The organism is Eikenella sp. (assembly GCF_057315495.1).
Genome location: NZ_DBHKXY010000024.1, coordinates 13,538 through 25,927, shown reverse-complemented (window position 1 = coordinate 25,927; position 12,390 = coordinate 13,538). Strand labels below are relative to the sequence as shown.

Below are 12,390 nucleotides of genomic sequence, written 5' to 3'. Positions count from 1 at the left end.
TTCCTTAGGTCTAATTTTTGATTATAATCAATAGTTTTTCGTAATCTTGGGCAATCTCGGCATCTTCCTGCCGCAATTCATCGGCCTTTTTCACGGAATTGAGCACCGTGCTGTGGTCGCGCCCACCGAAGGCTTTGCCGATGTCTTCGTAGCTGTGAGTGGTTAGCTCGCGGGCAAGTTTGATGGCCAGGTGGCGCGGACGGACGATGCTTTGTGCGCGTTTTTTGCCAATAAGGTCGGCAGTGCGGATGCCGTAATATTTGGCCACTGCGTCCATAATCAACGGCAGATTAATCGGCTTGAAGTTACCGGCCACGATATCTTGCAGGGCTTCGGTGGCCAGTTCTACATCGATCGGCTTATGTTCGAAACGGCTGCGCGCTTCCACTCGTTTAAACGCGCCTTCCAGCTCGCGCACGTTGGAACGGATGTGGGTGGCGATGAAAAAGGCGGCTTCCTCTTTTAATTCCACGCCCACGGAATCGGCTTTTTTCTGCAAAATCTCCACTCGCATTTCCAATTCCGGCGGCTCCAGCTCCAGCGTTAAACCCCATGAAAAACGGGATTTCAGACGGTCGTCCATGTCGTCGATTTTGGTGGGCAGCACGTCGCAGGTAAGGATAATCTGTTTTTTATGGTGGTGGCAATGGTTATACAGGTGGAAAAACTCTTCCATGCTGCGGTCTTTGCCTTTGATGAACTGGATGTCGTCGATAATGAGAAAATCGTAGGGCTTGTATTGCTGGCGGAAGGCATCGTGGGCATGGTTGCGGAAGGCCTGAATCATGCCGCGCACGAAGTCTTCGGCATGCATATAGTAAACCTTGGCTTCGGGCTTGAGCCGCAACAACTCATTGCCCACGGCCTGCGCCAGATGGGTTTTACCCAGGCCGGTGCTGCCGTATAAAAAGAAGGGGTTGTAGTTTTTGCCCGGATTTTCGGCAATAGAACGGGCAGCGGCTACAGCCAAGCGGTTGCCTTTGCCTTCCACTAAAGTGTCGAAAGTGTATTCTGGCGATAAATTGGTCTGCGCATAGCGCTGCTGCTGGCGCTCTTCGCGTTTGGCGGTAGATTTGGCTTGGGCAGGCTTGGTTGTCGGTTTGGTTTGGTTGGGTTGCCCGGTTGGTTCGGCTTGCGGATTGATGCCCAAACTTTCCAAACGGGATTGCACGATTTCTAGGGCGCTGCGTTTGTCAGTATGTTGTGGGGTAGCTGGTTTGCCGGCTTGCTCGGTTGGCGCAGCAGCTTTGGAAGCACGCACAGACGCTGGTTTGTCGGCCGGGGCATAGCGTTTACCTTCCCCTTGTTTGAACAATAGTGTAGGGGTGTTTTCAGGTAGCCTCTCCGCCAGTAGTTTGTCGATTTCGGCGGCATAGCGGGTGCGCAACATATTCAACACGAAGCGGCTAGGCGCATACACCACCCACTCCCCGCCCGCCCCTTCGCCCACGCTCAAAGGCTCAATCCAGCTCTGATACTGTTTGGCAGGCAGAGTGTGGCGCAAATGATGCAGGCATTGTGGCCAGAATTGGTCGAGCGTCATGGTGGCGGTTCTGAAAAAAATACAGGGGAAGCGGCAAAGGGGCATGGTGCCCCGTCGTATCTAAGTAAGTGCGAACGGTGAATTATACCCAAAATCCAGGAAGCGAACCAAGGCGGGAGGAAAAGCGGCATGCAGCACGAATAGTTTGACAATTTCAGCAAAATCAGGTGTAATACGCCGCTTTCTGATTTTAGATTATTTCCACGGGAAACATCATGAAACGCACTTATCAACCCTCCGTTATCCGCCGCAAACGCACCCATGGCTTCTTGGTTCGCTCCAAAACACGCGGCGGCCGTGCCGTGTTGGCTGCTCGTCGCGCCAAAGGCCGTAAACGTTTGGCCGTATAACAGTGGATCACTGTTTCGGCAAACCATACCGCTTACTGAAAACGGATGATTTCTCATCCGTTTTTGCTTTACGCCGGCTGAAATCGCGGCCGGATATCCAACTGTGGCATAAGCCAAACGGGCTGGGGCATCCCCGGCTAGGTTTGGTGGTGGCCAAGAAAACCGCCCGCCGTGCCAACCGCCGCAACTATATGAAACGCACGCTGCGCGAATGGTTCCGCCTTAATCGGCACCGTTTGGACAGCAGCGATTTGGTGGTTCGCGTGCGCCGCCCGTTTGGTAAGGCTGGACGGCAGCAGGTGTTGGCGCAGTTGGAACAGATTGTGCCGAAAAAACCATGCTAGCCAAAATCCTGCTGGGGCTGATCCGGCTTTACCAATACGCAATCAGCCCGATGCTGCCGCCGCGCTGCCGTTATCAGCCCACCTGTTCGCAATATGCCATTGAGGCGGTGCGCAAGTACGGTGCGCTTAAAGGCGGTTGGCTGGCGGCCAAGCGCATCGGCCGTTGCCATCCGTGGGGCGGCAGCGGTTACGACCCTGTGCCTTAAGCCTGTCTACGGCATTTATGCCGCATGGCGGCAGAATTTTCAGGTAGCCTGCACTTGGAATGCAGACTGCCGTTTTCTCCTGTTTTCAAACGGAACCCGATTATGGAATCCAACAACGAATTGAAGCGGACGGCGGTTTTTGCCATTATCGCTATCCTGACCCTGATGGTTTGGAATTATTTCAACCCCCAGCCGCAGCAGCCCGAACAGGCTGCTGTGCAGACGGAGCAGCAAGCTGCTGCACCCGTTGCCGGGAGCGATTTGCCGCCCACCAAACCGATCACCGTAAGCACCGATACGCTCAAAGCCGTGATCGATGAAAACAGTGGCGATTTGCGCGGGCTGGATTTGCTCAAACACAACTCCGCCGGCGATGCCAGCAAAACCTTCACCCTGCTTTCCGACAACAACGAGCACAAATACTTGGTGCAATCGCTGTTGATCGACCAAAAAGGCAACTACCTGCTACAAGACAGCAGCTTCAAAGCCCCGCAAAACAGCTACACCCTCAACGGCGATACACTGGAAGTGCGCTTGAGCGCGCCGGAAACCAACGGCGTTCAGGTAGACAAAGTGTACACCTTCCGTAAAGGCAGCTACCTTATTGATGTACGCTTCGATATCACCAACCACACTGATGCCCCGCTGAAGCTGGATGGTGTGTATCGTGTGCTGCGCGACAACAGCACGCCCGAGGGCAGCGGTTATTTCAACCAAACCTATGTCGGCCCGGTAGCCTACACGCCCGATGGTAACTTCCAAAAAGTGCCGTTTAAAGACTTGGACGACGATTTCGAGAGCAAACGTGATCGCGCCGACTACCAGCGCACTGCTACCAGCGGCTGGGTTGGCTTCACTCAACACTACTTCACCACTGTGTGGGTGCTACAGCCCAAAGATGGCAACAGCATCTGCCAAAACGGCAACTGCCTGCTCGACATCAAACGCCGCAGTGACAATCTTTACTCCGCCGGCGTGCGCGTGCCGCTGCCCGCGATTGCTGCTGGCCAGAAACTGAGCGTGCCTGCCGAACTGTATGCCGGTCCGCAGGAATACGCCGTGATCAGCAAAGTGGCTGACCGCTTGGAGCTGGTGAAAGACTATGGCCGCACCCACGTGGTGGCCGCGCCGCTGTTCGGCCTGCTCAACTGGCTGCACAGTCTCATTGGCAACTGGGGCTGGTCCATCGTTTTGCTGACCATCATCGTTAAAACCCTGTTGTTGCCGCTTACTAACGCCTCTTACCGCTCCATGGCCAAGATGCGTGCCGTTGCGCCCAAGCTGGAAATGCTGAAAAAACAGCATGGTGATGACCGTATGGCGCTGCAACAGGCCATGATGAAGATGTATAAAGATGAGAAAATCAACCCGCTGGGCGGCTGCCTGCCCATGCTGTTGCAGTTCCCTGTGTTTATCGGCTTGTATTGGGTGCTGCTCGCCTCGGTTGAGCTGCGCCAGGCCTCTTGGGGCTGGGTGGCTGACTTGGCCCGACCCGACCCGCTCTATATCCTGCCGATTTTGATGGCGCTGACAATGTATATCCAAACCAAACTCAGCCCGCCGCCGAGTGACCCGATGCAGGCTAAAATGATGAAAATCATGCCGCTGGCCTTTTCCGTGATGTTCTTCTTCTTCCCTGCCGGCCTAGTGCTTTACTATGTGGTGAATAACCTCTTGAGTATGGGACAGCAGTGGTTGATTAATCGGAAAATCAATGGTGCCGTCAAATCCTAAGATATAGCAAAAAGGCAACAGCCCGAATCTGCAAGATTCGGGCTGTTTTATTCTTGGTGAGGGTAGCTAAACACTTATTTTCTTATATCGTGTTAGCTCTCCTTGCATGAGAAAATAAATGCTTCAACCATATGGTCGTTCCAATAGAAATAATACAACGTTTACTCTCCTAACCATGTAGTTTTCCACCACACTTTATACCTGTTTGAAATAATTAGATTGGCATGAATGATAAATGGAAAATTCACTTTTCAGGTAGCCTGCCATAATGTAAAATAGCCTTAATAGTCAAAAGGATAAATTTTATTTTCTAACACGCCATAAGGGGCACACCATGACCGATCATCAACTCAAACCATTTGAAGAAATCGATCTGGCAGAGCGCAAAGACCGCCTGCAAGTATTTGAAGAACAAGTGCTGCAATACAGTGGTAACCGCAGTAGTGAAGATTCATCTGTTGCACCACTACCCGAAAGCTATCCTTACCGCACCCGCATCAGCCGCAATGTGTACGAAAAAGAAAAGAAAAAGCTGCAAATCGAGTTGCTCAAAGTACAAAGCTGGGTGAAAGAGAGCGGCAGCCGCATCGCCGCCATATTTGAAGGCCGCGATGCCGCCGGTAAAGGCGGTACCATCAAACGCTACATGGAACACCTCAATCCGCGCGGCGCCCGCGTGGTGGCTTTGGAGAAGCCCAGCGACCGCGAACGCGGCCAATGGTATTTCCAGCGCTACATCAGCCACCTGCCCACTGCCGGCGAAATGGTGTTTTTCGACCGCTCTTGGTACAACCGTGCCGGCGTAGAACGCGTAATGGGCTTTTGCGAACCGCACGAATACCTGCAATTCATGCGCCAAGCGCCCGAATTGGAGCGCATGTTGGTAAACAGCGGGATGCACCTGTTCAAGTTCTGGTTTTCCGTATCACGCGAAGAACAGCTGCGCCGCTTCATCTCTCGACGCGACGACCCGTTGAAACACTGGAAACTTTCGCCTGTAGACATCGAGTCGCTCGACCGTTGGGACGCTTATACCGAAGCCAAGAACACCATGTTCTTCCACACCCATACTGGGGATGCGCCTTGGACTATTATTAAGTCTGACGACAAAAAACGCGCCCGCCTCAACTGTATCCGCTTCTTCCTGCATGCTCTCGACTATCCCGACCGCGATCTCAAAGCTATCGGCCCAGTTGACCCGCTGATTGTGCAAGTGCCCAACGCACAATTTAAAGACACCATCAATATGAATGCGGATTAAGGCATAACATGAAAAAGGCTACCTGAGAACTTTCAGGTAGCCTTTTATGCTGTATGGGCAACAGTTATACCAAGAATTTCTTGATGTCGATGCCTTTTTCTTGGGCTTCTACAATCCATTTCGGCCGTTTGCCCACGCCGCCCCACACTGCGCCGGTTTTGGGGTTGCGGTATTGCGGGCGGCTTTGTTTTTCTTTCAGGCCGGCTTCGATATCGGCAACGCTGATTTCAAAGTCTCGCATAATGGCCAGAATCTGATTGACTTTCTTTTTACGCTCGGAAGCCAAACGGCGTTGGATACGGTCTTCCAAGGTTTTCTTCTGCTCCAAGAGTTGGTCTAAAGTTTCGCGTGCTGCCATGATGTTTCCTTTGTGGAGGTTGTTAAAATTTATTTCTGGGCTGATTATAAAGGTATTTTGATTTGTTATGCTAGAAATAAATTGCCGGTTTGGCACGAATATGTACCAAACCAGCTTAGTTTCTTTATAGAAAATCAGGCTTCGGCTTTCAGCAAATCTTGCAATTCGCCGGCTTCATACATTTCCATCAGAATATCAGATCCGCCCACAAATTCGCCGTTTACATACAGTTGCGGGATGGTGGGCCAGTTGGCGTATTCTTTGATGCCTTGGCGGATTTCTGGGTTTTCCAATACGTTTACCGTAACGAAATCATTGCAGCCGGCGGCTTGCAGGATTTGCACGGCGCGGGAAGAGAAACCGCATTGCGGGAATTGTTTGGTGCCTTTCATAAACAGCACGATGCGGTTGCTGTTTACGAATTGTTTGATTTCTTCTTGGATGCTCATGGTGTTTTCCTTTTATGGATTAAATATGAATCAAAATTCGGATGCAAAACGGCGGCCATTATAGCGGATTACATTTGCTTTCGATACCGGAAGCAGCAGCGAAATGGATGTGCCATAGCCGATTTGCCGACTATGCCGGGCGCGTCCACACGGCGGCGAAGAAGCCGTCTGTGCGGTGTTCTGCGGTGGAGAGTTGCAGATAGGGGCTACCTGAAAATAATTCCGGGCAGTCGGGCAGCAGTTCGGCGGCGTTGGCCAGCTGCCAATCGGGGTGGGCATCGCTGAAGCTCTCGGCCTGCTGTTCGTTTTCAGTTGCGAGCACGCTACAGGTGGCATACACCAAACGGCCACCGGGGCGCACCAGGCGGGCGGCAGCTTCGAGGATGGCAGCCTGTTGTTTTGCCAATTCGGCGATGCGTTCGGGCGATTGGCGGTATTTCAAATCGGGGTTGCGGCGCAGTGTGCCCAGCCCGGAGCAGGGGGCGTCCACCAGCACGCGGTCGGCTTTACCGATGAGGCGTTCGAGGCGCGGGTCGGTTTCGCTGCCGATGCGCTGCGGGCTGATGTTGGTGAGGCCGGCACGCACCATGCGCGGTTTGAGTTTGGCCAGGCGCTTTTCGGCCACATCGAAGGCGTAGAGGCGGCCGCTGTTATTCATGGCGGCGCCCAGGGCGAGGGTTTTGCCGCCCGCGCCGGCGCAGAAATCGACGATGATTTCGCCGCGCCGCGCGCCGGTGAGGCGGGCGAGCAGCTGGCTGCCTTCGTCTTGCACTTCGATGGCGCCTTCTAAAAACAGCGGGTGGCGCATGAGGGCAGATTTGTCGTGCAGGCGGATGCCCCACGGCGAATAAGGCGTGGCTTCGCAGCGGATGCCTTCATCTTGTAGCTGGGCGAGCACCTTGTCGCGTTTGGCTTGGAGGGTGTTCACGCGCAAATCGAGCGGGGCGGGGGTGGCGGTGCTGCGGCCGAAGGCGAGGATGTGTTCGTCGTTCCAGCCTTGGGCGCGCAGTTGGGCGATGAGCCACTCGGGCAGTTCGGCAGCGGTGTTCAGCTGCGCGGCAAACTCGGTTTTTTTGGCTTTCAGGTAGCCTAGAAACTCGGTTTCTTCGGCATTGGCGCAATCGGCCAGGGCGGAAATGCTGATGCCGCGACCCAATACCAGGGCAGCCAGCGCAGCACGGCGGGATTGGCGCACGGGCTCGGGCAGCACGCTTTGGATTTTCTGCAAATGGCGCAGGGCGGCAAACACGGTTTCGGCGATTTCGTGCCGGTCTTGGCGGCCGAGTTTTTTGTGGCTGCGGAAATAGGCGGAAACGAGGGCATCAGCGGGTTGTTCGAAGCCGAGCACTTGGCCGAGCAGGGTGGAGGTGTGGAGGAGTTGGGCAGGGGTCATTTGGGCGCGAGGTTTCAGGTAGCCTGGGAAAGGGGAAGGCTACCTGAAAATGGGCAGATAAGAAACAGACAGGCTGTGGGGCGGCTTGTCTGTTTGTTTGGCATTTCAGGTAGCCTGCGTTTGCTGCTTACTTGGGCGGTTGCAGCGGGGTGCCGTCGATTTTGCCGCTACGCAGTTTGAGCTCGTAGGTTTTGCCGTCGTCGGTATATTTGATGAGGGCGGGGATGTTGGCAAAATCGGGGGCGAAGGAATATTCGATGGTGTCGTCACCGCGCTGTACACGGAAGCGGTTTACCGCAATGCTGGCGCCGTTGATGTTGTAGCGGGCGGAAGGCAGGCGGGTCATGCCGCGCACGGGGTAAACGCGTTTGCCGTTGGTAATGTGCAGGTTGGCGGGCAGTTGGCCATTATTGAGCGCAAGCTGCCAGGCCAAGGTAAAGAGGTCGAAAGTGGGGCCGGCAAGCGGCTGGCTTTCGGTGTGGCCGGCTTTGCCGTAGGTGATGGTTTTGCTGCCGTAGTCGAAAGTGGCGCCGGCATAGGCGCGGCCTTTGCGGGTGTCGCTGTAGCGGGCAGGCTGCAGGCGGTTGCCGCTGATGCTGCCGCTGGAGGAAAAGCGCATTTTGTAGAGCGGCACGTTGATGTCGGCGTTTACGTTGTAGCGGCCGCCGTTTTGGTTGAAGGTCATCACAGCGGGCACGCCATAGGGGCCGATGTAGTGCAGCTCGGCGTTTTTGGGAAAGGCAGTTTCGGCAGCGGCAGTGGGCGCGGCCAGTGCGGCGGCGCACAGGGCGGCGGCAGTGCCGAGGCGGAGGGTGAGACTGGTCATTTGGGGTTCCTTTGCTGAAAAAGGGAAGGTGCGCTGAGAATCAGCGGCTTTGGGGCGGCATTATAGCCTTAAGTTTTGCATCGGGGGCGTGCGGTTACATGGTTTGACTGGATTTTTCAGGTAGCCTGTGGCAGGCAGGAGGCTACCTGAAAAATCGACAGGGATTTATTTCCAGCGGTATTCGGGTTTGATGAATTGATTGAGGCTAATCCAATCAATGGTTAGATCAACTTGTCCTTGGGCGTAACCGTGGCCGGGTAATACGGTATCATTGTAATGGAATAGCAACCCATTTGCGGTAAAGAGGATGCTGGCATTGTAAAGGTAGCTTTTATCCAACTTCCGCTCTGTTTCCGACATGGTCTCCATTTTGTTGTCTTCTAGATATACGTCGAAGCTGTTTTGTAGAAGCTGGAGGACTTCGCTTTCGTTCTCACGCCAGGGCAGGAGGATATCTTGAAGCTCAAGCAGTTTGTGTTTTTCCAAGTCCATGATCCAGTAATTTAGCCTGCTCCACCCATGGGCACCGCCTTCGTATATATCGAAGGATGATTCAAAAAAAGCCAAATTATCACGTTGGTAAAGGAAGCGGACATCGGAAGTGGATTGGTAAAGTGCTTCGCCGTAATCGTTTGTTTTCACTTTAGCGGCTAATCTGTTGAGTTCGTTTTGATAGGAGCGGCGCAGGGAGGCATCATTTTTTATTGTCTGCTCTTTGGTGGATTGATTGTTGTAGAAGCTTTCGCGCCAAAAGCGGTTTAGCCAGGCAATGCCAGTATCGGGCAAGGTAAGGCGGACTTCGGCGCAGAGTTTGCCGCCAGGATAGCAACGTTTTTGGTGGAAGAAATCGTAGGAACGTGTGGCGACAGCAGGAATGGGGGAGGCGGTCTGCCCGGGGCGTACGACGGTGGGATGCGAATTGTACGGGGTAAAGTCGGGCTTACGGGCTGTTTGTTCGGCAGTCGTGCTGGTGGCTGATTCGGATGCGGCGGGAGTAGCGGTTTGGTTGGCGGCAGGTGTGGGCAGGGTGTCAGTGATTTGGCCGCAGGCGGCGAGCAATAGGGCGGAAACGAGGGGGAGCAGGCGGATGCACATGATGGGCTTTCTATATAAACGGTTGGGTTTCAGGTAGCCTGATTATAGGCGGGCAGGTGGCTATCTAAAAGTATCGCAGGCGGGTTTACGGCTATATTTTTATTTAATCGACAAAGCTGTTCGGATACGGAAAAGGCTACCTGAAAAACCATTTTCAGGTAGCCTTCTGATATTTCATTCAGAGGGTTTAACGCCCGGGGAACAGGCCTTTCATGCCTTGCGCCATGCGCATGAGTTTGCCCATGCCTTTGCCGCCGAACATTTTCATCATTTTTTGCGACTGCTCGAACTGCTTGAGCATTTTGTTCACTTCCTGCACGGTGGTGCCGGCGCCGGCGGCGATGCGGCGTTTGCGGCTGGCTTTGAGCAGAGCCGGATTGGCACGCTCTTTCGGGGTCATGGAATTGATGATGGCTTCCACTTTGCTCATGGCTTTTTCCGCCGTGCCTTCCGGGATTTGTGCGGAAAGCTGCCCCATCTCGCCGGGCAGTTTGGACATGAGAGATTCGATGCCGCCCATATTGCGCATCTGCTGGATTTGGGCTTTGAAATCGTTCAGGTCGAAGCCTTTGCCCTTGTGCAGCTTTTTGGCCATGCGTTCGGCCACTTCCTGATCGATGCCTTTTTGCACGTCTTCAATCAGGGAAAGCACGTCGCCCATGCCGAGAATGCGGCCGGCGATGCGGTCGGGGTGGAAAGGCTCGAGGCCGCCGATTTTTTCGCCTGTACCGATGAATTTAATCGGCTTGCCGGTAACGTGGCGCACGGAAAGTGCCGCGCCGCCGCGCGCGTCGCCGTCCATTTTGGTCAGGATCACACCGGTGAGCGGCAGGGCTTCGTTGAAGGCCTGGGCGGTGTTTACGGCATCCTGGCCGAGCATGGCATCCACCACAAACAGGGTTTCCACCGGATTCACGGCTTCATGCAGAGCCTTGATTTCGGCCATCATGACTTCGTCCACCGCCAATCGGCCGGCGGTGTCGACCATCAGCACGTCGTAGAAATGCTTTTTGGCGTAATCAAGCGCGGCCTGGGCGATGGCCACGGGCTGCTGGGAAACGTCGGAGGGGAAGAAATCCGCGCCCACTTGCTCAGCCAGGAGGCGCAGTTGCTCAATGGCGGCGGGACGGTATACGTCGGCCGACACCAGCAGCACTTTTTTGCGCTGCTCTTCTTTGAGCAGGCGGGCGAGCTTGCCGGCGGTGGTGGTTTTACCCGCGCCCTGCAGGCCGGCCATCAGCACCACGGCAGGCGGCACGGCGGCCAGATTGAGGCTGCTGCTTTGCGTGCCCATCAGCTCGGTGAGCGCTTGGTTGACCACGCCGATAAAGGCCTGGCCTGGCGTGAGGCTGCCGATTACTTCGTGGCCGACGGCGCGTTCTTTCACGCTGGCCATAAAGTCTTTCACCACCGGCAGCGCTACATCGGCTTCCAGCAGCGCCATGCGCACTTCGCGCAGGGCTTCTTTGATGTTGTCTTCAGAGAGGCGCGCTTGGCCGCGCATTTTTTTGGCCCACTGGCTGAGGCGACCGGATAGATTGTCTAACATATTGTTCCTTATGCTGGGTGAAACCGCTTAGATGCTGCCTTGGCTCGCTTTATTGCTGGCGGTTTTGCCCAACCGATAAATGGGTTTGATTCGGAATGGGGATAGCGGGTTGGTTAAATTTGCTGAAGCGGGGCTTTAGTTTTGTAGGAACTTCGCTGCATAGCGTTTTAATTGCGCTGACGCTTTGCTTTCAGGTAGCCCCTGGCAGGCGGCAAAGTTTGCTAAAATCGCGGCATTTTACACTATTACGCGCAGCCTTTGCGGCTTTCCTGATGGAAAAGCGGGCGCGCAACACACGGAAAAAGCATGGCTGTATTGTTTGTTTTGCTCGGGCTGCTCTATGGCGGCATGGGCGTGTTTGCCTGGTGGTTTGGGCGGCAAAATGCCCGGCTGCCATATCCGCTCAAGGGCGAGCTGCTGTTGCTGGCGGCGTTGCTGCCCGCGCATGCGGCAGTGGTGTGGCAGCCGCTGCTGCTCAGCCGCTTCCCCAACGGCATCGGCTATGCCTTGTGCTTGGTTACCTGGCTGATGCTGCTGCTGTATTGGTGTGGCAGTTTCTTTTATTCGTTGAAGGGCTTGCAGCTGCTGCTCTATCCCTTTGCCGCGCTTTCCATGCTGGCTGCCGCGCAGTGGCCGGCACCGGGCGCAGATTATGCAGTGGACAATATATCCTTCGCACTGCATGTGGGCGCATCGGTGTTGTCGTATAGCCTGTTTGGCATTGCCGCGCTGTTGGCGCTATTGGTGTTGCTGCTAAACCGCTGCCTGCGCAATCACCGCATTTCTCCGCTGATATCGTTTCTGCCGCCGCTGTTGAGTTTGGAAAAGCTGATGTTTCAAAGCATGCTGGCGGGCTTTGTGCTGCTGAGCGTTTCCGTGGGCGGCGCCTTGCTGTTTCCGCTGGAGATTTTCGGCAAGCCGCTCGCGCTCACGCACAAAAGCGTGTTCGGCGTGCTTTCGTGGCTGGTGTATGCCGGCATTCTGCTGCTACACCGCACCCGCCGCTGGCGCGGCCGTACGGCGGCGCTGTGGTGTGTGGCCGGGTTTGTGTGCCTGATGCTGGCTTATGTGGGCAGCAAGTTTGTGTTGCAGGTGTTGCTGCATCGGGTGTGAATGCGTTGGGATGAATGGGGAAGGCTACCTGAAAGTTTTCAGGTAGCCTTTGTTCGCACCATGTTTGGCATACATCAAATAAGCGGCAGATAAGCCCGCCTGCAGGTTTGACTGCTGCCCCGTTGCTGTTATTCTGCGCCCGATTCTTTTGTTTCCCCTTGATTTCAAC

The 12,390-nt window shown here is 54.8% G+C and carries 13 protein-coding genes; 6 read left to right on the top strand and 7 right to left on the bottom strand.

The annotated features are described in order from the left end of the window. Positions 1–10: 10 nt before the first annotated feature. Positions 11–1,543 (bottom strand): chromosomal replication initiator protein DnaA, encoded by a 1,533-nt coding sequence (gene dnaA, locus ACO6EE_RS03600; RefSeq protein WP_485959291.1) that lies wholly within the window; start codon positions 1,541–1,543, stop codon positions 11–13. Positions 1,544–1,758: 215 nt separating this feature from the next. Between dnaA and rpmH the strand changes: the two genes are divergently transcribed. The 5 genes from rpmH (at position 1,759) to ppk2 (ending at position 5,438) form a co-directional block, all read left to right on the top strand. Continuing rightward, positions 1,759–1,893: a 50S ribosomal protein L34 gene (rpmH, locus tag ACO6EE_RS03595; protein WP_003824630.1), complete on the top strand. Its 135-nt coding sequence runs from the start codon at positions 1,759–1,761 to the stop codon at positions 1,891–1,893. Positions 1,894–1,895: 2 nt separating this feature from the next. Next, positions 1,896–2,237: a ribonuclease P protein component gene (rnpA, locus tag ACO6EE_RS03590; RefSeq protein ID WP_485959290.1), complete on the top strand. Its 342-nt coding sequence runs from the start codon at positions 1,896–1,898 to the stop codon at positions 2,235–2,237. After that, positions 2,231–2,443: a membrane protein insertion efficiency factor YidD gene (gene yidD, locus ACO6EE_RS03585; RefSeq protein ID WP_485959289.1), complete on the top strand. Its 213-nt coding sequence runs from the start codon at positions 2,231–2,233 to the stop codon at positions 2,441–2,443. Before rnpA ends, yidD begins: the two co-directional genes overlap by 7 nt. Positions 2,444–2,545: 102 nt before the next feature. Next, positions 2,546–4,177: a membrane protein insertase YidC gene (yidC, locus tag ACO6EE_RS03580; protein WP_485959288.1), complete on the top strand. Its 1,632-nt coding sequence runs from the start codon at positions 2,546–2,548 to the stop codon at positions 4,175–4,177. 334 nt (positions 4,178–4,511) lie between these two features. Beyond that, positions 4,512–5,438 carry a polyphosphate kinase 2 gene (ppk2, locus tag ACO6EE_RS03575; protein ID WP_485959287.1) on the top strand — a complete coding sequence of 309 codons (927 nt, stop codon included), beginning with the start codon at positions 4,512–4,514 and terminating at the stop codon, positions 5,436–5,438. A gap of 64 nt (positions 5,439–5,502) precedes the next feature. On the opposite strand, the gene ACO6EE_RS03570 is transcribed toward ppk2, so the two are convergent. From ACO6EE_RS03570 to ffh, 6 genes are all read right to left on the bottom strand, one after another. Continuing rightward, positions 5,503–5,796: an H-NS histone family protein gene (locus ACO6EE_RS03570; protein WP_023887574.1), complete on the bottom strand. Its 294-nt coding sequence runs from the start codon at positions 5,794–5,796 to the stop codon at positions 5,503–5,505. A gap of 134 nt (positions 5,797–5,930) precedes the next feature. Beyond that, positions 5,931–6,245 (bottom strand): Grx4 family monothiol glutaredoxin, encoded by a 315-nt coding sequence (grxD, locus tag ACO6EE_RS03565; RefSeq protein ID WP_003824637.1) that lies wholly within the window; start codon positions 6,243–6,245, stop codon positions 5,931–5,933. 130 nt (positions 6,246–6,375) lie between these two features. Continuing rightward, positions 6,376–7,638 (bottom strand): RsmB/NOP family class I SAM-dependent RNA methyltransferase, encoded by a 1,263-nt coding sequence (locus ACO6EE_RS03560; RefSeq protein WP_485959286.1) that lies wholly within the window; start codon positions 7,636–7,638, stop codon positions 6,376–6,378. Positions 7,639–7,765: 127 nt separating this feature from the next. Beyond that, a complete protein-coding gene (locus ACO6EE_RS03555) occupies positions 7,766–8,464 on the bottom strand; it encodes a DUF3108 domain-containing protein (protein ID WP_064106014.1) in 699 nt (232 codons plus the stop codon). A gap of 165 nt (positions 8,465–8,629) precedes the next feature. Continuing rightward, the gene (locus tag ACO6EE_RS03550) at positions 8,630–9,559 is read right to left on the bottom strand and encodes a polysaccharide deacetylase family protein (RefSeq protein ID WP_485959284.1); all 930 of its coding nucleotides are present in this window, start codon (positions 9,557–9,559) and stop codon (positions 8,630–8,632) included. A 187-nt stretch (positions 9,560–9,746) separates the two neighbouring features. Beyond that, positions 9,747–11,108 carry a signal recognition particle protein gene (gene ffh, locus ACO6EE_RS03545; protein ID WP_485959283.1) on the bottom strand — a complete coding sequence of 454 codons (1,362 nt, stop codon included), beginning with the start codon at positions 11,106–11,108 and terminating at the stop codon, positions 9,747–9,749. Positions 11,109–11,414: 306 nt separating this feature from the next. On the opposite strand from ffh, the gene ACO6EE_RS03540 reads away from it, so the two are divergent. Continuing rightward, complete coding sequence (locus ACO6EE_RS03540; RefSeq protein ID WP_485959281.1) at positions 11,415–12,221, top strand: cytochrome C assembly family protein; 807 nt, start codon at positions 11,415–11,417, stop codon at positions 12,219–12,221. Positions 12,222–12,390 lie beyond the last annotated feature (169 nt).